The sequence below is a fragment of the Bacillus sp. CGMCC 1.16607 genome, assembly GCF_042683745.1.
Taxonomy (GTDB): Bacteria; Bacillota; Bacilli; order Bacillales; family Cytobacillaceae; genus Pseudoneobacillus.
In genome coordinates this window covers 43,008-65,116 of sequence record NZ_JBHUJX010000025.1, presented here as the reverse complement: position 1 = coordinate 65,116, position 22,109 = coordinate 43,008, and the positions used below count along the sequence as shown (strand labels likewise).

The window sequence follows — 22,109 nt, the reverse complement described above, 5'->3', positions numbered from 1 at the left end:
GATATTAGCCTCCTTCATTTTTGAAAAATGTGAAAAGGAGGGTTTTTCGTTGACAAATACGAAAATGCAGCGTATTTCTCCAAATAATCTTGAACTGAACTTCCAAGAAGTAGACCAAGGATTCACTAATCAAGAAGCTTTAGAAGAATCCAATCGATGCCTTTATTGTTATGATGCCCCTTGTATTAAAGCTTGTCCAACTGGAATTGATATCCCTACATTTATTAAAAAAATAGCCTCAGGAAATTTATTAGGTTCAGCAAAAACGATTATGTCTTCAAATCCCGTTGGTGCTAGTTGTTCACGAGTTTGTCCAACAGAAGAGCTATGTGAGGGCGCATGTGTATTAAACCATTCGACTTCCCCAATTTTTATTGGAAAACTGCAAAGGTATGCAACGGATTGGGCGATCAAAAATGAACAGGCTTTATTTGCCCCAGGTAAAAAGAACGGTAAATCTGTTGCAATTGTAGGAGGAGGACCCGCTGGATTATCTGCTGCCAGAGAATTAGCAAGATTCGGATATGAGGTTACTATTTTTGAAGCTTCAGAGAAGGCTGGCGGATTAAACACTTTTGGAATTGTCTCTTTTCGCCTCCCACAATCTATTTCGTTTTGGGAAGTTGAGCAGGTGCAGGAATTAGGTGTGACAATTAAAACGAACACGATTGTCGGTAAAGATGTTTCTGTCGAGTTTTTAAATGAAAATTTCGACTGTATTGTGTTAGCGGTAGGGATGGCAAAAGTTCCAAACCTCGGTATTGAGGGAGAAGAATTGGATGGTGTATATGATGCCATTGAATTCGTTAAGGAGACAAAAAGTGGTCAACTATCAAACAAACTAGTTGGAAAACGCGTGGTTGTGATTGGCGCTGGGAATACAGCCATTGACGGGGCAACATGTTCGGTTCGTTTAGGAGCGGAGAATGTAAAGATTCTCTACCGGAGAACAGAAGATGAAATGACGGCTTATGACTTCGAATATGAATTTGCCAAGCAAGATGGGGTCGAGTTTCGCTGGTTAACCGCACCAACAAGAATCATTGGTGATGCGGATGGAAAGGTAACAGGCATTGAATGCATTAAGATGAAATTAGGAGAACCTGGCAAAGATGGACGTCGCAGCCCGATTCCAAATGAGGGCTCCGAGCATGTTATTCCTGTGGATGCCGTTATAAAAGCAATCGGTCAAACTAGGCATTTAGAATTAATCGAGTCTTTTGGTCTACACCATGAAAACGGAGTCGTTCAAGTGAATAAAGAAACATTCCAAACTTCCGACCCAAAAATATTCGCCTGTGGGGATGTTGTTTTTGGTAAGGGAAAAGGAGATGCAATGGTCGTTACAGCAGCCCAGCAAGGGAAATTAACTGCGTATTCGATTCATAAGCAATTTTCACCAGTGGAAATTAAATAAACTCGCGAAAGGAGAAAAGAAGCAATGGCTGATTTAAGTATAAATCTTGCTGGAATTAAATCTCCCAATCCGTTTTGGTTAGCTTCAGCCCCACCTACCAACTCAGGGTATCAAGTTCAACGTGCCTTTGAAGCAGGTTGGGGAGGAGCGGTTTGGAAAACGCTAGGCGATCCGATATTAAATGTTTCATCCCGGTTTGCAGCTGTTAGTTTTAATGGGCAAAGAGTGGCTGGTTTTAACAATATCGAGCTCATTACCGATCGTCCATTAGAAGTAAATTTAAAAGAAATTTACGAAACGAAAAAGCGCTTTCCGAATCACGCCATCATCGCATCGTTAATGGTTGAACCGAAGCAAGAGAAATGGCATGAAATTGTCAAACGTGTGGAGGATGTTGGTGTTGATGGATTAGAGTTGAATTTTGGCTGTCCACATGGAATGGCAGAACGGGGAATGGGGTCTGCGTCAGGTCAGGTACCTGCTTTAGTAGAAAAGCAAACGTATTGGGTGAAGGAAGTAGCCAGGACACCTGTCATTGTAAAATTAACACCGAATATTACGGACATAACGGCTACAGCCGAAGCGGCTGCAAATGGTGGAGCAGATGCCATTAGTATGATTAATACAATTAATAGTTTAGCTGGAGTGGATCTTGAAACATGGAATACGATCCCACATGTAGGTGGCAAAGGGGCACATGGAGGATATTGTGGTCCTGCAGTGAAACCGATTGCTTTAAATATGGTAGCAGAATGTGCAAGGAATCCTAGAATCAATGTGCCAATTTCGGGAATTGGAGGTATCTCTAATTGGCAAGATGCGGTTGAATTTTTATTAATGGGGGCAACGGGTGTCCAAGTATGTACAGCAGCAATGCACCATGGATTCCGTATTGTTGAAGATATGATTGAAGGATTAAGCCATTATTTAGATCGCAAGGGAATTTCTTCTGTTTCGGAAATCATCGGTAAATCTGTACCAAAGTATTCGGATTGGGGGAATTTGGACCTTAATTACAATATTGTTGCTCAAATTAATCCAGATGTATGTATTAACTGTAATAAATGCCATATCGCTTGTGAAGATACTTCTCATCAATGTATAGATATGCTAACAGACACAAACGGAAAAAGTTATTTAAAAGTAAGAGAAGAAGACTGTGTAGGTTGTAATTTATGTTCGATTGTTTGTCCTGTCGATGGTGCAATTGAGATGATAGAAGTTCCTAGTGAGCTCCCGCCTATGTCATGGAATGAACGTCAGGCTGCACTTAGTTTTAACTCGGGGAATGTAAATTTTTCAAAGTAAGTGAGGAGAGAAAAGCCATGAAAAAACTAATTAGAAATGGAACGATTGTCACAGCAACCGATACATTTCAGGCAGATCTTTTATTAGAGAACGGAAAAATTTCAGCAATAGGCTCTGACTTTAACTCTCAAGGAGCGGAAATCATTGATGCGAAAGGCTGTTACGTTTTTCCGGGAGGGATTGATCCTCACACTCATCTTGACATGCCATTTGGCGGTACAGTGACGAAAGACGATTTTGAATCAGGAACGATAGCTGCGGCATTTGGTGGCACCACAACGATTATTGATTTTTGTTTAACCAATAAAGGGGAACCATTACAAAATTCGATTCAAACATGGCATGAGAAATCGAAAGAAAAAGCGGTCATCGATTATGGATTCCATTTAATGATTGGGGAAATCAATGAAGATGTCTTAAATGAACTTCCTGAGGTCATTGAAAAGGAAGGAATCACATCGTTTAAGGTATTTATGGCTTATAAAAATGTGTTCCAAGCAGATGACGCCACTTTGTTCCGAACGCTTCTTGCCGCGAAAGAACATGGGGCATTGGTCATGGTTCATGCTGAAAATGGAGATGTCATCGATTTTTTAACAAAAAAAGCAATTGCCGAAGGAAACACTGAACCCATTTATCATGCATTAACGAGACCACCTGAAGTGGAAGGTGAAGCAACAGGTAGAGCCGCACAGTTAACGGGTCTTGCTCATTCTCAATTATATGTCGTACACGTTTCTTGTGCAGAAGCAGTGGAGAGAATCGCAGAAGCTAGAAGTAAAGGCTACACCGTTTTTGGTGAAACATGCCCGCAATACTTAGTACTTGATCAAAGCTATTTAGAAAAACCAGACTTTGAAGGAGCAAAATATGTGTGGTCACCTCCTTTAAGGGAGAAATGGAATCAAGATGTGTTATGGAATGCTTTAAAAACTGGACAGTTGCAAACGATCGGTTCGGATCAGTGTTCGTTCGATTTTAATGGACAAAAGGATTTAGGAAGAGATGATTTTACAAAAATTCCTAATGGTGGTCCAATCATTGAAGATCGAGTCTCGCTCCTATTCTCTGAAGGGGTGAAAAAGGGAAGAATTGATTTGAATCAGTTTGTGGACATTACATCCACTAGAAGCGCAAAGCTTTTTGGATTATATCCGAAAAAGGGAACGATTGCGGTTGGATCTGATGCTGATATCGTCATTTTCGATCCAAAGGTAGAGCGAACGATTTCTGCCAAAACTCATCATATGGCAGTGGATTATAACGCGTTTGAGGGAATGAAAGTATACGGAGAGCCGGTTTCAGTCCTTGTGCGAGGAGAGTTTGTGATTCAAAATAAACAATTTGTTGGAACTCCTGGATCTGGTAATTATTTAAAGCGAGCGAAATTCAATACCTACAATCAATTAGAGCAATATGAAAGGCAATCGATCTAACTAGTCCTATTTATTTCTTCACTCTATTCATTGATCTAAAAAAGCATTAATTATTTCGGTTACCTAAAAAATGTAGAGGCTTCACATTTTAAACCGAGGAGAAGAGATCATATGAAAAAAAATCACTTGAAATCACCAGATTTATTTCCGATTCACCAAAAGGATCGGAAAATTACATCGCTAGGCTTCTCATTTATGTGGGTAGGGATGGTTGTTGTACTCGCTACATTTGCGATTGGTGGGGCAGGTGTTATGTCTTTACCATTGCCGCTTGTCATTCTAGCAACTGTCATTGGCTGTCTCGCCATCGGATTATTTATCTCTTTAATAGCAGATATTGGGATTGAACACGGGCTGTCCTTTCCCGTTTACATGAGGGCTCCTTTCGGAACAATCGGTACTCATATTCCGTCAATTACAAGAGGGGTAACCGCTTCGATGTGGTTTGGTATTAATACTTATTTTGGTTCAACCGCGATGAATGGGATATTAACTATCTTATTCGGATTCGATAATTGGTTTGTCTGTTATCTTATCTTTGCAATCGTACAGCTTGTCAATACTTCATTAGGAATTAAATCGATCGAACGTTTTGCCGATTTAGCTGCTCCTATTATTCTGTTAATCTCTGTTTGGATGTATATGTCTTTATCAGATACTGCTGTTTCACAAGGAAGAGATGTTTGGAGCTGGGCGGAGAATCCAGTTTCAGGAAGTGCTGCTTTTACTGCCTTCTTAGTTGTTATTTTCAGTAATATGGGCTTTTGGGCGACTTTAGGTGCAGATATCCCGTCTATTTCTCGTTTTATTAAAGCTCCAAGAAATGAAAAGAACTGGTTTAAGCGAAATAAAGGTTCATTATTTGGGAATATGGTAGCGATGCCATTAACACAAACTTTTATGATCATTATCGGAGCTGTTGCTTATATTGCTGTGTTAAACGCTGATCCTGTTGTTGCACTTCAAAAGTCTGCAAGCGGATTTTTCTTAGGTGTTTTACTATTGATGATTGTCTTGGCTCAATGGTCTACAAACACAGCAGCTAATGTCGTGCCTGCTGCAACGATTTTCTCTAATGTTGGTGGTCCAAAGTTCCCATTTTGGGCAGGTGTCATAACAGCTGGTATTGTGGGAACAATCGTACAACCTTGGAATTTGTTCGATGTGATTATACCCGTATTATTATTTGTCGGCGGTATTTTATCAGCCATTGTTGGTATACTCTTTGCCGACTATTATTTAATTCGAAAAAGAAGAGTTAACGTTCCTGCGTTGTACGAAACTGATGGTCAGTTTAAATATATGGGCGGCGTAAATTTAGCTGGATTTATTGCTTGGATTATTGGTGCAACAGCTTCCTATTTTGTTCCAAGCTACGGATTTCTCGTCGGCTTTGTTGTTGGTGCAGTGATTTATTATGTCCTAGCAAAATATTGGTGGTTCAAGAAATATAAACAAGCAGAACTATTAGACCCAAGTGATGAAAAATATTTAGGCATCTCAGTTGGTCGAGATTGGGTAATCGGAGACGATGAACAAAGCGAAATTGAAGCGAGCTGATAGGAGGGATAGTATGTCTGACTACAAACAATTCCTTACTGAAAAAGAAAAAATTGATGAACTTCTTCAAAAGGGCTATGTTTTTCTCAGTGTAGTGGAAAATTTAAATGGCTCCACTGTCGATTTTTATCTTAAGGCTGAAAATAAAATAGAAACCGTTCAACTTGGTACAGCAAATGGAAGAAAATATTTCTCCACACTTCTTATGGTGCATAGTAAAAATAAAACTCAATGAATGTTTAGTTGGAGGTAGAAATATGTCAGTGACACGAAATGATACTACGATTCTTAAAAATTATATTAACGGTGAATGGATTAGTTCAAAAGGTCAGCAAACATTGGATGTTCCAAATCCAGCAACGAATGAGCTACTAACAAGGGTACCAATTTCCACAAAAGAAGATGTAGCATTAGCGGTAGAAGCAGCGAAGAATGCTTTTAAGTTATGGAAGGATGTTCCCGTTCCTAAGAGAGCTAGGATTCTATTTAAATATCATTATCTTTTAACAGAAAACCACGAAGAATTGGCTAAGCTGATCGTTCAGGAAAATGGCAAGGCTTATAAAGAAGCATATGGAGAAGTACAGCGAGGCATTGAGTGCTTAGAATTTGCGGCAGGTGCCCCGACGTTAATGATGGGGGAAACATTGTCAGGTATTGCGGAAGACATTGATTCGGAAATGTTTCGATATCCTTTAGGAGTTGTAGGGGGAATCACACCTTTTAATTTTCCAATGATGGTGCCGCTTTGGATGTTTCCTTTAGCGATTGCATGCGGGAATACATTTGTTTTAAAGCCTTCAGAACGAACGCCGATCTTGGCCAATAGATTGGTAGAGTTATTCTCCGAAGCTGGTGCACCAAAAGGAGTGCTAAATATTGTTCATGGGGCACATGATGTGGTGAATGGCTTGCTTGAACATAAGGATATCGCTGCGATTTCCTTTGTAGGCTCACAACCCGTCGCGAAATATGTATATGAGCGTGCTGCTGCAGAAGGGAAGAGAGTTCAGGCTCTTTCTGGAGCAAAAAATCACCATTTTGTTATGCCAGATGCTGATATAGAAAAAAGCGTCCAACACGTCATAAGTTCAACATTTGGTAGTGCAGGGCAACGTTGTATGGCCTGTAGCGTCGTGGTTGTTGTTGGCGAAAATGAACCATTTGTAAAGGCATTGAAGAAAAAAGCAGATGAATTAATTATTGGCAATGGGATGGACAATGAGGTGTTATTAACTCCTGTCATTCGAAAAGAACACCGAGATAAAGTTCTTGGATATATTGAAAAAGGCTTAGAGGAGGGGGCTGATTTAATTCGTGATGGACGAAAAGAAATCGATGATCTTCCTGAAGGGAATTTTTTAGGTCCAACTATTTTTGATCATGTAACACCTGAAATGACAATCGCAAAGGATGAGATTTTTGCTCCAGTCCTAAGCCTTCTTCGAGCGAATGATTTAGATGAGGGATTGGAATTTCTTCGTCAATCAAGATACGGAAACGGTGCAACGATCTACACCAATAATGCAAAAGCAATTCGAAAATTCCGCGAAGAAGCTGACGCTGGAATGCTCGGCATCAATGTAGGAGTGCCAGCAACAATGGCCTTTTTCCCTTTCTCTGGATGGAAAGATTCATTTTACGGTGACCTACATGTTAATGGCAAAGATGGCTTGAATTTTTTCACTAGAAAGAAAATGATCACATCACGGTTTGATGCTTAGAAATATGTTTGCGTTTCACTATATGTTGAAAAACGAAGAAATTGGAAATTAAGCGCGTCCAAATTCAGGTAGGTTTGAAATAGATTGGAGGGATTTAAAAAAATGGCTCAAACAAGTCAGTCCCAGGAAACTTTATTGAATCTCGACGAAAAGTATGTTTGGCATTCGATGAAGCCTTATAATCCGAAAGCGACCATCGTTGCCGCTAAGGCTGAAGGTTCATGGATCACAGATGTTGATGGAAATCGTTATTTAGATGCAATGGCGGGCTTATGGTGTGTAAATGTAGGATATGGAAGAGAAGAACTTGCAGAAGCAGCCTATGAACAGTTGAAGGAAATGGCTTATTTTCCTCTATCACAAAGCCATGTTCCAGCTATTAAACTCGCGGAAAAGCTCAATGAACTAATAGGAGAAGAATATGTTATTTTCTTCTCCAACAGTGGGTCAGAGGCAAACGAAACGGCCTTTAAAATAGCTCGTCAATATCATCAACAGAAGGGTGAGCATAACCGTTATAAAATCCTTTCGCGCTACCGGGGCTATCACGGTAATTCAATGGGAGCTTTGGCAGCGACAGGCCAAGCGCAAAGAAAATACAAATACGAACCATTAGCTCCAGGCTTTATTCATGTGGCACCTCCTGATTCCTATCGAGATGATTGTAATGTATCAGACCCGCATGAGTTGGATTCCGTAAAAGATTTAGACCGTGTCATGACATGGGAATTAAGTGAAACGATAGCAGCAATGATTATGGAACCAATCATTACAGGTGGAGGGGTGCTTGTTCCACCTGAGGGGTATATGAAAGCAGCCAAAGAGGTTTGTGAAAAGCATGGTGCACTTTTGATTGTTGATGAAGTCATTTGCGGATTTGGTCGGACAGGGAAACCGTTTGGTTTTATGAACTATGGAGTGAAGCCAGATATAATTACGATGGCGAAAGGAATTACGAGTGCTTATTTGCCGCTTTCTGCGACAGCTGTGAGAAAAGAAATCTATGAAGCCTTTAAAGGTTCCGAAGAATATGACTTTTTCCGGCATGTAAACACATTTGGAGGAAATCCTGCTGCTTGTGCATTAGCATTGAAAAATATAGAAATCATGGAACGAGAAAATTTATTTGATCGTTCACGTGATTTAGGAGAAATTTTATTAAAAAATTTGACCAATCCTCTTCAAGACCATCCTTATGTCGGTAATGTCCGAGGAAAGGGGTTATTGATAGGGATTGAATTGGTGAAAGACAAGAATACAAAAGAGCCTTTAGATTCTAATCTTGTCAATGAGGTCATCGCAGGCTGCAAGCAGAAAGGCTTGTTAATCGGCAAAAATGGTGTCACCGTGGCTGGGTTCAATAATGTATTGACCTTGTCTCCTCCATTAAATATTGAACAAAAAGATATAGACTTTATGGTCAAAACACTTGTAACATCTCTTGAAAACATAAAATAGACTTTTACTAAACACTCGCTGTTATGAAATAAGCGGGTGTTTTTACTTTTTTCATGTAAAGGATCCACGTCGCTATAATCACTTTGTATGAAAGTTCTAGTGTACATGTCCCCAGCATTTATAAATATCTAAACAACGGAATTGGAATGGTTTGAGACATAAAATAGCAAGATTTTGCTAGACATACATTAATTCTTGTTAGGCTGAATATAAAATAGGAATTATTTGTTTGGGGTGAATATTAATGAAGTGGAAACCAGATAGGTTATTACACGCAACATTAATTTATATTATTCTTAGTGGGATTACATTTTGGTTGCCGTTAATTAGAGGACTATTAGATGGCAAATCTTATTCATGGCAAGGGTGGATGGGGATTGGTGGAGCAGGTGTAGGTGGAGATTACTGGATATTATTGATATTGACTTCCGGTCTGATCGCTGTAGTTTTTACGGGTTGGAGGGGTTCGAGGAAACCGTTTTATTGGTTATTAATCATATGGTTTTTTCTGTTGGTTATTGAATCAGGTTCTTTATTCTTTTCTTCAGAAATAATTTATTTCAAAGGTGACACACTAGGTGTGAACTTAGCAATAGGAAAAGTCATTTTTCCTATCGATGTTCTTTTCTTTCTTCTCTCAATCTTTTGGATTATTCGTGATAGGAAAACCGCACTTTATCAGCACAGACCCCCTTGGTTAAAGATAAATAGTTGGTTAATGATTCTGTTCTTCTTCCTTTTGCCATTACAATTCATTTTCCTCAGGCTTTTTGATCTATATAAAATATTTGATCAGATCGGAGTTTTCCTCACTGTATTTCAATGGTTTTTGCTAAACTTATCGTTTTATCCTTGGGAGAAGAAGTAGTAAATGGAAGATAGGTGACTGATTTCAAAGCAATGGATAAGCCAAAATTGAATGATTTTGAATAAATACAGAATTAACCCGTTAGCCTGAGCGGTTCACATATAGCTTCAAAAAGGGGAATTTATTGCTTGTATATCGATAGGACAAGGGGGAACTATACCCATATTTTTTCAAAAGTCCAAAGTGAAATCATATCAAGTTAGGAACAGTGAACCTATTATTACTATGACCCTCCTAAACACTCGCTATTTTGAAATTAGCTTCTTTTCTTGCTTTTCTAGGCAAATATCCCTTTACTAGAACTCGTATTATTTGTAAAATTATCTTGAATACTATTTTTTAACATTAAAGGAGGAATCAGGGTCTGATGAATAAGTTTGTTGTTTTGGCGATGGTTTGAGTTTAAACGGGATAAGTCTGCCCATTTTCACTACTACCAATCGTAAAACAACGGACAATTTGACCCTTTTTCTCTATTTATATTCGTGTTTCAGGTGTATAGCCAATAAATGGTTACCTAAAATATGTTTAAGGTAGAGGTGTATTTCTCTACCTTTTTTATTTGGATTTTCCGAAAAGTGAATATGACCGGGTTTATTTATTTGTCCTCTCTTTTTACGATTGGTTCATTTTATAACCAAAAAAGGAGAGACCTAATATGAGTATCTTGAATGCAGAAAATGTAACGGTATTTTATGGAGATAAATTAGTTTTGAAAAATATAGAGTTTCGGTTATTAAATAAGGAGCGAGTTGGATTAGTTGGCCCAAATGGTGCTGGAAAATCCACATTATTTCAAGTATTGTCAGGAAATATCCTCCCGGATGAAGGCGCAATAAAATGGCAACCCAATATACAGGTAGGCTATTTAGAGCAGCATATGGATTTATCGGAGGGGCTAAGTATCCGTAATTTTTTACGGAGTGCCTTCCAGAATTTATATGCTTTAGAAGAAGAGATGATCCAGCTTCTTGAAAAGATGGCAATTTGTGACTCAAATGAACTAGAAAAGAGTTTAAATCGATTTGCATATATTCAAGAGCAATTAGAGCATCATGACTTCTATTTTATTGATCCGAAGATTGATGAAATTGCATACGGTTTAGGTATTCAAGTGTTAGGGATGGAAAAAGATGTCTCTCAATTAAGTGGTGGACAGCGAACGAAACTGTTGCTTGCTAAATTGCTATTAAAAGAGCCAGATGTTCTGTTGCTTGATGAACCAACCAACTATTTAGATTATGAACATATAAATTGGTTAAAGGACTACCTGAAAAACTATAAAAACTCCTTGATTTTAATTTCCCATGATACAGAGTTTCTTAATGAGGTGGTCAATATCATATACCATCTTGAGTATAAGCAATTAACGAGGTATGTTGGGAATTATCAAAAATTTATTGAAGTTTATGAATTTAGAAAGCAGCAAATCTTTATCAATTATGATCGTCAACAAAAAGAGATTGAAAAGCTTGAGACCTATATTCAGAAAAATAAAGTACGCGCATCCACATCGAAACAGGCGAAATCACGTGAAATCAAATTATCAAAAATCGATCGAATTGATAAACCAGAAGCAGCTGCTAAACCGAAGTTTTCATTTGCGATATCAGAAAAACCAGCTAGTTTAATTGTAGAAGCAAAACAACTGGAAGTCGGTTATGAAACATCGTTATTACCTCCATTCCAATTCAAATTGAAAAGGGGCGAAAAAGTCGCCATTATTGGCCATAATGGGATTGGCAAATCAACAATGTTAAAAACGATTATCGGTGAACTTACTCCATTTAATGGGAGTGTTTCTTTCGGACAAAATGTAAAACCAGCTTATTTTGCCCAAGAATGGAACACAACTTCAAATGAAACACCTCTTGAATACATTTGGTCCAAACATGAAACGATGACCCAAAAGGAAGTCCGACAAGCATTGGCCAGATCAGGACTTAAAACGGAACATATTTTTCAACCTTTGCATTCTTTAAGTGGTGGAGAGCAAACAAAGGTTAGATTATGTCAATTAATCTTAGAAAAGAGCAACTGGCTTATTTTAGACGAACCGACGAATCACTTAGACTTATTAGCCAAAGAATCCTTAGCAAATGCCCTACAGCAATACGAGGGAACTATTTTACTCGTTTCCCATGAACCAGATTTTTATAAGGACTGGGTATCACAGGTTTGGAATTTGGAACAAATGTAAGAAAAGGATAAAGGACGAAAAAATGCGATTCGATTCAGGAATCGCATTTTTTTTCAAAACGGGCATTTGCTTTCCCCATTATTTCTATAGTATTTTTGATTTTTATAAATCCAGTTTTGCGGTAATATTTAAATTTTGAATGATTGAAAAATAATGAAAGGCTTTTTTTTCTAATCTCATATTTATTTAAAGTCTTTTCTTTGAATCAGAACATCATTCTCTAATTAATACTACGACCTAATTGTCGGTTAAACTTTAAAGGTATAAATAAATATAACGCATATGCAAAAGACATCCATGCTGTAAAAGCAATAACCTGTGAATCATCTAGTTTTGGAAAAAACATATGATGATTAGATAAAGAAAATGTGTCTAACACTAAACCAATAATAGTACCAAGTACCCCGAATTTTAACGGTGCATTGTTTGTTTTATCGAATAATAGATACACATATGTAACACCCCACAGTAAAACGGATGTTCCAACTAATAAGAGGAAAATGCTGAAAACGAATTCATTTGTATCAGGACTGAAGAGAACGTGTTCCCCAAAAAACCTGAAAAATAATGAAGCAAATAGCCATACTAAAACACCCCATGTTGCCGTGAATAAATAGCCTTTCATTATTGGACCTCCTTACTTACCAAAGTGTTAAGTCCCTTAACTAATTGCTCAAGTTCCTTGTATGTTTTTTCAATTGGAAGATCTTTTTGTAATAATGCCTGTAATGCCAACCCGTCGACAATGGCATTTAATAAAATTCCCCACGTCTCAAGAGTAACCCCTTCTATGGGTGATTCCGTCCACAAGTTCAATAAATTTCCAGTTAGAGCTTTATTTTCTTTCATAATAATTTCGCCAAGTTTACCTTTTATGTCCACATTATTAAAGCTTAGAGCAACCAAGGAAAAAAATAATTTATGAAAATAAGAGTCATATGAACAACGACTTTTAGCCGATGCAATAGCTTGCTCTATCAAATATTCACTACTATGAGATATTTCTTGCCAGCTGGTTTCACAAATGTCTTGAACAATATCAATCAATAGCTGTTCCTTTGTTCTAAAATGGTAATAGATTGTACCTTGTGTAACTCCTGCCGTTTCAGCAACTGCTCGTAATGTGAATTTTTCAATTCCGTTATCGACCAAACATTTCTTTGCACAGTTAATTAGTTCACCCTTACTTATCACATTTGATTTTGCCATTGTATCATCTCCTTTTAGTTATTCAACTAACTAACTGTATAGTAACAACAAAGAATAATCATTACAATCATTTCTTTGTTAAACTTTTTATTCCACAAAATACAAAGATTTATGGTTAATATGTTATTAGGCTATTAAATCAGTAATTCCACTATATACTCCGAAGACTCTATAAAAATATGACATTAGTAATTTGTATATGAATCTATTAAAATGTAAGATAGCGTTCATATTATGCAACAAGGAGGATATATAGATGAAACTTGTCTCATGGAATGTGAATGGTCTTCGGGCTTGTACAAATAAAGGGTTTTTAGATTACTTTCATGATATAGATGCCGATATTTTCTGTGTTCAGGAAACGAAATTGCAGGAGGGGCAAATCAATCTTGAATTGGATGGTTATTCTCAATTTTGGAATTATGCAACGAAAAAAGGGTATTCAGGTACAGCGATTTTTTCAAAAAGAAAACCTTTGTCCGTACAATATGGAATCCGTTCAGAGGAACACGATTCGGAAGGTCGAGCGATTACATTAGAGTTTGAGGAATTTTATCTTGTCAATGTTTATACACCTAACTCACAACGTGATTTAGCAAGACTGGAGTATCGATTAAGATGGGAGGAAGAAATACGAAAGTACTTATTAGAATTGAGCTCAATGAAACATGTTATTCTCTGTGGAGACCTTAATGTAGCCCATTCTGACATAGATTTAAAGAATGCGAAGTCTAATAGAGGAAATTCTGGTTTTACTGATGAAGAACGTGGGAAAATGAGTGAATTACTAGACAGTGGATTCGTTGATACATTTCGACATCTTTATCCAGATACAGAAGGCGCATACACATGGTGGTCATACATGAATAAGGTCAGAGAACGGAATATTGGTTGGAGAATCGATTATTTTATTCTCTCAGAAAAGGCAGCAGAATTCATTAAAGATTCTCAAATACATTCATCTGTTATAGGCAGTGATCATTGTCCAGTCGTTTTAGAAATTGATTTTAAATAATGGCTGTGCTTAAGGACAGTGTTGTATATTGAACTGTTGATTGGAGCAAAAGGCGCTTGACTCCTGCGGGAGCAGCGGGACAGGTGAGACCCCACAGGCGCGAAAAGCGCCGAGGAGGCTCACTGCACGCCCTGCGGAAAGCAAGCGCCTGAAGTGGAAATCAGCATTCTACTTTAATAATCTTAATTAATAAAAGGAAGGGACGAATTCAAAATGAATCGTCCCCCTTTAAATTTGGAACATTGTCATTTTCTACACAAATAGTAGCAAACTAATGATGATTGAAGGGAGGAGTCCGAAAATGAGTAAATTAAATGATTTATATCCACTCGCAGTCCAGCATACAAAACGGAAAATATATGAAGATATTGACCGCTATTTAGAAAATAAAGAGAAACCTCCAACTTTTGAACAGTATATCGAAGATCGAATCCATTATATTGATCAGATTTGGATGAATGTGTGGTTAAACGAAACGAATAATAAGGTTTCAAAAAGTGATAAGAAACAATTTTTAAGTGAAAAAGGATTTGAAACAGAAGGAATCGAACGGAAACTGATTCAATCTTTGTTTCGAACCGAAATGAGAACGTATCAACCGTTTCAAGTGCAAGAGTGGTTAAAGCAAACGTTTTCTAATCAAGAAGGAAAATGGCTAGAAAGGTATGAACAAGCGAGACATTATTTTTTCAATCGTGAGTTTGAAGAACAAATTTTGGAAAAAAGAGAAAAATTACTAGAAGAGCTTGAGGATTGGGCAATTGATTTTATAAATGAGAAGGTAGAAGATTTCTATTTGTATGTAAGAAGTTTCATTGCTTATCGTTTAAGAGAAGATTTCAAAAACAAAACAAAGTATCAAAAAGTCGACACTTTTGCATTGGAATTGAAGTTGGTTGAACAAGGAGCCTTCCAACTGGAATCCTATGCCACCATGACTGATTTTTTGGAAGAATTGACTGGGGAAATTCATAAAACGTTTCACTTTGGACGGTCATATTTTGAATATGAAACGTATTATTATGCCTATGAAAGGGCCATTTATGAATATGTAAAAGAATTGGTTTCAGGCCTTATTTTATTGGAGTTACCTGTAGAACTTGTTAATCAGTATCATGAATTATTTGATGAAAGTTTGACTGAATTACAACTAAAGGAACTACTAGAAGATCCTCTAATCGACTTATTTGATCATGTTTTTCCAAAAATACAAGAAGAGTATTTGTCTGATTTGATCAGATTATCTGATATTCCTTTTGATATGGATCTTCATAAAGAAATTTATGAACAGGACCTTGCTGCTTGGGCAAAAAGAAAAATGGAAGAGCTGGCTGAGTTGGAGCGGAAAAGGGAAGAAGAAGCCCGAATGATGGCTGATATATTTGGTCGTGAATACAGTTCTTCTTACGGAAAAAATATTCGCTACGTCCTTCATATTGGGGAGACGAATACAGGAAAAACTCACCATGCACTTGAGAAAATGAAGGAAGCAGAGAGTGGTTTGTATTTAGCTCCATTAAGATTATTGGCACTTGAAGTATACGACAAATTGAATGCAGAAGGTACCCCATGCTCGTTAAAAACAGGAGAAGAAGAAAAGGTGGTACATAATGCACAACATATATCCTGCACGGTAGAAATGTTTCATGAGAAGGATTTCTATGAAGTGATTGTCATTGATGAAGCGCAAATGATTACTGATAAGGATCGGGGCTTTTCGTGGTATAAGGCCATTACGAAAGCAAATGCAAATGAGGTACATATAATCGGAAGTAAAAATGCAAAATCAATGATGTTGAAACTTTTAGGAGATTCTAATATTGAAATCCATGAATATAGACGGGAGACTCCGCTTGAAGTGGAACCGAAGGATTTTAATATGAATGATGTAAAAAAAGGTGATGCCCTTATTTGTTTTTCAAGAAAGCGAGTATTGGAAAATGCCGCTAGATTACAAAGGTCAGGTCATTCGGTCAGTATGATTTATGGAAGTATGCCACCTGAAACGAGACAAAAACAAGTTCAGCTGTTTATTAAGGGAGAAACGAAAGTGATTGTCTCAACGGATGCGATTGGGATGGGTTTAAATTTACCGATTCGTCGAATTGTGTTTTTAGAAAATGATAAATTTGATGGGACAAAACGAAGAACACTGACATCTCAGGAGGTTAAACAAATTGCTGGCCGTGCTGGACGTAAAGGTATTTATAATGTAGGGAAAGTGGCATTTTTCTCTGATAATAAAAAAATGAAGGAATTATTAGAGAAAGAAGATGTCCCTGTCCATCAGTTTGCAATCGCCCCAACAACGGGTGTGTTTGATCGTTTTCAAAAATATTATCGGGACTTAGGCACCTTTTTTGAATTATGGGAAGAATTTGAAAGTCCTAAGGGAACGAAGAAAGCATCCCTCTCCGAAGAACGCGAGCTTTATAAACTGATTCGGGGGACGGATATTGAAGGACGTTTATCACTGGCAGATTTGTATGGTTTTTTACATATGCCTTTTTCCTCGAAAGAGCCAGAGCTTATTGAACAATGGAAACAAAGTATGTTTGCTATTGTAGAAGGGCGAGATCTACCAGAACCTAAGGTGAAAAAGCGAAATCTTGAGGATTTGGAGTTAACATATAAAGCAATTGGGTTGCATCTATTGTTTTTATATCGTCTAGGTCAGAGGACAGAAGCAATTTATTGGGAGCGATTGAGAGCTAGTATTAGTGATGATGTCCATGAAAGTTTAAAAACTGAAGTCAAAACCCTCACGAAAAAATGCAAAAACTGTGGGAAAAAGTTATCGTTGGAACATTCCTTTCCGATTTGTAATAGTTGTTTTGAAGCAAGATCACGGCGTAGGTATGATGATTATGAGGGGTGGAATTGATTTTTTGCTATTTTATTACTAATCATCATTTTGATTGCTTTAAGATGTAAATCAAGTACACCAAATTTTCTATAAAAAATGAGCCCCGTGGCTCATTTTTTTGTTAAAGCAGTCTAATTTCTGAACTATCAAATTTGATAAAAACATTTATGAATTCCTATTAAAACGGGCTTTTTTGACTAAATGTTTTACTCATTGACAAATGATACTACTCTGCGTTACTATATACCAGTAATAAGTAATACTAAATATCCGTATCACAAAATACTCGTGATACAGAGTACTGTAAAAATACAATAAAATACAAGTGGTGAAAAATTTGGAAAATATAACAGAAATGCTGAAAGGAGTGCTTGAGGGGTGTGTGCTTGAGATTATCAGCCGTGGCGAAACATACGGCTATGAAATCACGCAACAGTTGCGAGAACTTGGCTTCACTGATGTGGTTGAAGGCACAGTTTATACGATAACCATGCGGCTTGAGAAAAACAATCTGGTGGACATTGAGAAAAAGCCATCCACTATGGGACCACCAAGAAAATTTTACACACTCAACTCAGCAGGTCAAGAGTACCTTGAAGTTTTTTGGAAAAAATGGGAGTTCGTCTCAAGCAAAATTAATGAACTCAAAACTAACATTAAATCGAAAGGAGAAGTAATATGAGTTTTATTGAAAAAATTATCGGAAGTCTGGATGACAAGCGAGAATGGAGGGCGATGGAGGCGCGAGCGAAGGCACTTCCAAGTGAGTACCGAAATGCTTACAAAGCTATTCAAAAATATATGTGGACTACTGGTGGTGGTCCCACCGACTGGAAGGACAGCAGTCGTATATTTATCGGCATTCTTGACCTCTTCGAGGAAGGAGCAGCGGAAGGCAAGAAAGTTACAGACCTGACGGGCGAGGATGTGGCTGCTTTTTGCGATGACCTGGTGAAGGATGAGCAAACTTGGAAAGACAAGTATCGCAAAGAGTTGAACGATACCATTGGTCGTGGCTAACGACGAAATGCTAGTTGTTTTGCCTAACGTCGACACTCACGAGGTAAACCTGAAAATATCGATAATACTTACTGAATAGCTAGTTACATATGTGAATTTCAAATTTCACGTACACTATTCAGTTCTTTTTTTATCCTGGTAGTAAGTCATACTGATTATCAGTCATGCTAAGTAGGGGAATATAGGTAATCTAACTACGCAAGGTGCTCGATCGGATCTCTAGTCGGCATTGTTTGAATGCGAGCCACAAGCCCGCTTATCAGACAAAGCTTCATAATTTCCGAATCTCGCAAACAACCTTGCTACGTTTTTAAAGGAGGAAAAAGTATGAGCAAAGCAGCGATTTCTGTAAAAGGATTAAAAAAATCCTTTAAAGACAAGGAAGTCTTAAAGGGGGTGGATTTTGAGGTGCAGCGTGGCGAAATTTTCGCACTACTAGGCTCAAATGGAGCGGGCAAGACGACGACGGTCAACATCCTCTCGACGCTGGTGAAGCCCGATAGCGGCCAAGTAGGTATTTGTGGCTTTGATGTTCAGCGCCAACCGGATCATGTTCGCCAGAGTATTAGCCTAACAGGGCAGTTCGCAGCTTTAGACGGAATGCTCACTGGGAGAGAAAATCTGATGATGATTGCCAGGTTGCGTGGTGTTTCCAATCCTGCCCATGTCGTCGACAATCTGCTTGCAAGATTCAGCCTGACCGATGCAGGTCACCGCCGGGCGGATAAATATTCCGGCGGGACGAAACGCCGGCTTGACATTGCTATGAGCTTGATCGGGACGCCAGATGTTATTTTTCTCGACGAACCGACGACAGGGCTTGACCCCGAAGCGAGAATCGAGGTCTGGGAAACGGTTAAGGAGCTTGCCGACGGTGGAAAGACCATCTTGCTAACGACCCAGTACCTGGAGGAAGCCGAACAACTGGCGGACCGTATCGCTATCCTGCATGGTGGAGAGATCATTACGACCGGTACTCTCACCGAACTCAAAGAGATGTTCCCGCCAGCGAAAGTGGAGTACATTGAGAAGCAGCCGACATTAGAGGAAATTTTCCTCGCGATCATCGGCAAAAGGGAGGAAAAGTAAATGAAAAGCAAAACAGGGGTATTACTAGGTCGTTTAATGCTCAATATCCTGCGAAGCCCGGATACGATTATCACGGTGGCGATTACGCCGATTATGATGATGCTACTGTTTGTCTACGTATTTGGCGGTGCCATAGAATCAGACACGGACAACTACGTCAATTATTTATTGCCGGGAATCTTGCTGATGGCTATTGCATCTGGCGTTGTTTACACTTCAGTAAGGTTGTTTACGGATGTAAAGAGCGGGCTGATGGCGCGTTTCATTACCATGCCCATCAAGCGCTCGTCGGTATTGTGGGCACACGTGTTAGCCTCGCTTGTTTCAAATGCACTTACTGTCGTGGTGGTTATCCTTGTCGCTATCTTGATGGGCTTCCGTTCTAGCGCTGATATTCTGGCTTGGCTCGCGGTAGCTGGGATACTCGGGCTGTTTACAATAGCGCTGACTTGGCTGGCGGTCATCCCCGGATTGACAGCAGGGTCTATGGAAGGGGCGACAGCCTACTCGTACCCGCTGATTTTCCTACCGTTTATTAGTTCGGCTTTTGTCCCTACCGAAACCATGCCTAAACTTGTCCGTGCGTTCGCTGAGAACCAGCCTGTGACTTCAATTGTGAATGCGATTCGTTCCCTTTTGTATGAAGGGGCAGTTGGCAACGGTATCTGGACCGCGCTTGCCTGGTGCGTCGGCATCATGGTCATCTCTTACTTCTTCGCCAGTAAAGAATTTAAACGCCAGCTAGGGTAATATAAAATAGAAATAATAAAATTTTAGTTCTTTAGTAGATTATTACATCCGCGACGCTCAGATTTTTTCTGAGCGTCGCGGATAACTATTTATATTATTGCTTTACTGATGAAAATTCGCTATTTAGCTATTGTTATAAGCATTTTCTTCCCGATAAATGAACCTGTTTTTCAAACATAGACGAGTTTTTTCTCATTTATTTTGCTTACAAATAGTCAATTAACTGAAAAAGCACCTCAAAACCATATGTATTCTACTCCATATAAGAATCATTAATTTCTAAATCAACCTTGATTTCTTCTGGTAGTGTGTGGGAGGCACTAGGAATTTTTCGTGGTTTATAATTAATTAAATCAGATGAAAAGACCATAATGACTAAAATACCTTCATATGTTTTCGCCTTTATTAGTATGGGTTGATTAAATTTATTTTGAAAACGGAAGTCTGGGCCATACCAGCTGACAGTTGCGTCCCGGCCATCTGGAACATAAGGAACTCGTTTACTATGCGAATACCTCTGAATAATTTTTAAACCTGCATTATCTACGGCATTAAACAGGGTAGAGGACACTTGGCAAATCCCTCCCCCTATCCCTTCAGATAATTCTCCTTTAACAATGACGGGAGCTAATAAATACCCCTTATCTTTCGTTCTTTTCCCAACGGTTCGATTGAATGAGAATGTTTCTCCAGGGAAAATAACTTGATTATTAATCGCTTCTGCCGCTAAATGAATATTATGAGAGCGTGTTTTGTTGCCTGCATTATAATAGGTAACATAATGGCCAATTCGTTGTTCACGAATGGTTGAAAGTAATTCCGTATCCACCTTGGGAAAAAGGGTATGTGTCGGAACATCAATGATTTTTGGACCTGATTGAAAAAAACTATCATAAAGCATAGCGGTAAATCTCTCACGATCCAAGATAAAACCCTTCTGTTCTGGTTGGATGGTTCCATGATCGTCGATGGAGGCATTTATTGGTTCGATATATATTTGTTTCTCCAATTGATTAAGAAATTGTTGATACGAACTAATATTTAGAAAAGGTCCACCAGGAATGGGCAAAATATAATCAGAGTTTTTGATAATGGCAATCGTATTCTTATCCTGTTGGACGATGATTTCGTCATTTGGAATCATTTGCTGAGCTAGTAGTAAAATACCTAATATCCAAGATACTTTCATCAACGTACATTCCTCCCGTTGTTAGTATTGGCAATGAAATACCATTTCATGTGAAAATTGTTAAGTACAAACAAAAAGGCGCAAGCATGTTCCTTAATAGGACTTTGCTTGCGCTTTCGTATATTTTTACTTTCTTGGATAAACATCTTTTGTTGTAAGGACCTCGAAAGAATCTTCCACATCTTCAGCAAAGCGGACAGGATCTTCAATTTTTTCAAAATGAATATACATGAGGCGAGGGTCATCAAATAACCAATGATTATGAAAGGCTGTAACAATAATTTTATGTTCTCGTAAGCGACTTACAAGCGGATTGAATTCTTCTTGTAAAATGACAGATTCTCCGCTACAAAGAGCAGTACCATCTCTTGCTAATGATTCAAAAGTAAACATTTGAGGGATCGCTAGGAAAGAATTCGTTCGTCTACCAAGAATGGTTGGTTTAATATTTGTGCGAGCTCTCATTATCGTACAAATCCCATTTTCAAAAGTATGCATTCCACCAAGAATGTCATGAAATTCGTTGCAAAGCTCTTCGGATGGAAAGGAACGATTATGATGGAAACCGAATGTATGACCAAATCGGTGGTTCCTAGAGTTTAATACTTCTAGAGCGTCCCTTACATTTCTTGCAAATGAAAGGGGTAAGTCAATCGTCTCAAAATGAATATACATTAATCTAGGTTCATCAAATAGCCAATGGTTGTGAACGGCAGTGACAATAATCTCATGCTCTCGAAGCCTAGAAATGAATGGATTAATTTCATCCTGAAGAATGACCGTTTCCCCAAGGCAAAGCGCTCTTCCTTCATTATCTATGTTTTCAAAAGAAAAAGCCTGGGGTACAAACATAAATGAATTTGCTCTGCGCCCTAATACAATGGGACGAATGTCTTCCCTTGATTTAGACGCTGTACAGACACCATTAATAACACCTGGATTTGCCCCAAGAATTCTCGCAAATTCTTCGCAAAGTTTACTAGGTTGGTTTTCCATCAAG

General features: G+C 38.4%; 19 protein-coding genes. 15 read left to right on the top strand and 4 right to left on the bottom strand.

Translation table 11 applies throughout. The features are described 5' to 3' along the window. Window positions 1–64: 64 nt before the first annotated feature. The 9 genes from ACFSO7_RS16630 to ACFSO7_RS16590 all read left to right on the top strand — a co-directional run bounded on the left by ACFSO7_RS16630 (window position 65) and on the right by ACFSO7_RS16590 (window position 11,971). Window positions 65–1,417 (top strand): NAD(P)-dependent oxidoreductase, encoded by a 1,353-nt coding sequence (locus ACFSO7_RS16630; protein ID WP_377879450.1) that lies wholly within the window; start codon window positions 65–67, stop codon window positions 1,415–1,417. Window positions 1,418–1,441: 24 nt separating this feature from the next. Beyond that, a complete protein-coding gene (preA, locus tag ACFSO7_RS16625) occupies window positions 1,442–2,725 on the top strand; it encodes an NAD-dependent dihydropyrimidine dehydrogenase subunit PreA (protein ID WP_377878461.1) in 1,284 nt (427 codons plus the stop codon). 17 nt (window positions 2,726–2,742) lie between these two features. Further along, a complete protein-coding gene (hydA, locus tag ACFSO7_RS16620) occupies window positions 2,743–4,161 on the top strand; it encodes a dihydropyrimidinase (protein WP_377878459.1) in 1,419 nt (472 codons plus the stop codon). Window positions 4,162–4,272: 111 nt separating this feature from the next. After that, window positions 4,273–5,721, top strand: coding sequence for an NCS1 family transporter (locus tag ACFSO7_RS16615; RefSeq protein WP_377878458.1), 1,449 nt, complete (start codon window positions 4,273–4,275; stop codon window positions 5,719–5,721). A gap of 13 nt (window positions 5,722–5,734) precedes the next feature. After that, window positions 5,735–5,956: a hypothetical protein gene (locus tag ACFSO7_RS16610; RefSeq protein ID WP_377878457.1), complete on the top strand. Its 222-nt coding sequence runs from the start codon at window positions 5,735–5,737 to the stop codon at window positions 5,954–5,956. Between the two features lie 22 nt (window positions 5,957–5,978). Further along, complete coding sequence (locus ACFSO7_RS16605) at window positions 5,979–7,445, top strand: CoA-acylating methylmalonate-semialdehyde dehydrogenase (RefSeq protein WP_377878456.1); 1,467 nt, start codon at window positions 5,979–5,981, stop codon at window positions 7,443–7,445. 102 nt (window positions 7,446–7,547) lie between these two features. After that, a complete protein-coding gene (locus tag ACFSO7_RS16600; RefSeq protein WP_377878455.1) occupies window positions 7,548–8,903 on the top strand; it encodes an aspartate aminotransferase family protein in 1,356 nt (451 codons plus the stop codon). Window positions 8,904–9,147: 244 nt separating this feature from the next. Further along, entirely contained in the window at window positions 9,148–9,771 is a 624-nt protein-coding gene (locus ACFSO7_RS16595) for a hypothetical protein (RefSeq protein ID WP_377878454.1), read from the top strand. Between the two features lie 658 nt (window positions 9,772–10,429). Beyond that, window positions 10,430–11,971 carry an ABC-F family ATP-binding cassette domain-containing protein gene (locus ACFSO7_RS16590; protein ID WP_377878453.1) on the top strand — a complete coding sequence of 514 codons (1,542 nt, stop codon included), beginning with the start codon at window positions 10,430–10,432 and terminating at the stop codon, window positions 11,969–11,971. Between the two features lie 220 nt (window positions 11,972–12,191). On the opposite strand, the gene ACFSO7_RS16585 is transcribed toward ACFSO7_RS16590, so the two are convergent. Both ACFSO7_RS16585 and ACFSO7_RS16580 read right to left on the bottom strand, forming a co-directional pair. Next, window positions 12,192–12,596, bottom strand: a complete 405-nt coding sequence (locus ACFSO7_RS16585) for a DUF5367 family protein (RefSeq protein ID WP_377878452.1) — start codon at window positions 12,594–12,596, stop codon at window positions 12,192–12,194. Then, window positions 12,596–13,180, bottom strand: coding sequence for a TetR/AcrR family transcriptional regulator (locus ACFSO7_RS16580; protein WP_377878451.1), 585 nt, complete (start codon window positions 13,178–13,180; stop codon window positions 12,596–12,598). The genes ACFSO7_RS16585 and ACFSO7_RS16580 overlap by 1 nt, the downstream gene beginning before the upstream one ends. A gap of 256 nt (window positions 13,181–13,436) precedes the next feature. On the opposite strand from ACFSO7_RS16580, the gene ACFSO7_RS16575 reads away from it, so the two are divergent. From ACFSO7_RS16575 to ACFSO7_RS16550, 6 genes are all read left to right on the top strand, one after another. Then, on the top strand, window positions 13,437–14,195 hold the full coding sequence (locus ACFSO7_RS16575; RefSeq protein ID WP_377878450.1) for an exodeoxyribonuclease III: 759 nt from the start codon (window positions 13,437–13,439) through the stop codon (window positions 14,193–14,195). A gap of 301 nt (window positions 14,196–14,496) precedes the next feature. Then, complete coding sequence (locus ACFSO7_RS16570) at window positions 14,497–17,079, top strand: DEAD/DEAH box helicase (RefSeq protein WP_377878449.1); 2,583 nt, start codon at window positions 14,497–14,499, stop codon at window positions 17,077–17,079. A 319-nt stretch (window positions 17,080–17,398) separates the two neighbouring features. Continuing rightward, window positions 17,399–17,743: a PadR family transcriptional regulator gene (locus ACFSO7_RS16565; RefSeq protein ID WP_377878448.1), complete on the top strand. Its 345-nt coding sequence runs from the start codon at window positions 17,399–17,401 to the stop codon at window positions 17,741–17,743. Beyond that, entirely contained in the window at window positions 17,740–18,081 is a 342-nt protein-coding gene (locus ACFSO7_RS16560) for a DUF1048 domain-containing protein (protein ID WP_377878447.1), read from the top strand. The genes ACFSO7_RS16565 and ACFSO7_RS16560 overlap by 4 nt, the downstream gene beginning before the upstream one ends. Before the next feature lie 327 nt (window positions 18,082–18,408). Beyond that, window positions 18,409–19,170, top strand: coding sequence for an ABC transporter ATP-binding protein (locus ACFSO7_RS16555; protein WP_377878446.1), 762 nt, complete (start codon window positions 18,409–18,411; stop codon window positions 19,168–19,170). Next, entirely contained in the window at window positions 19,171–19,920 is a 750-nt protein-coding gene (locus tag ACFSO7_RS16550; protein ID WP_377878445.1) for an ABC transporter permease, read from the top strand. 253 nt (window positions 19,921–20,173) lie between these two features. On the opposite strand, the gene ACFSO7_RS16545 is transcribed toward ACFSO7_RS16550, so the two are convergent. Together ACFSO7_RS16545 and ACFSO7_RS16540 are read right to left on the bottom strand one after the other, a co-directional pair. Continuing rightward, a complete protein-coding gene (locus ACFSO7_RS16545) occupies window positions 20,174–21,109 on the bottom strand; it encodes a VanW family protein (RefSeq protein ID WP_377879449.1) in 936 nt (311 codons plus the stop codon). A gap of 126 nt (window positions 21,110–21,235) precedes the next feature. After that, a complete protein-coding gene (locus ACFSO7_RS16540; RefSeq protein WP_377878444.1) occupies window positions 21,236–22,105 on the bottom strand; it encodes a DUF1259 domain-containing protein in 870 nt (289 codons plus the stop codon). Window positions 22,106–22,109 lie beyond the last annotated feature (4 nt).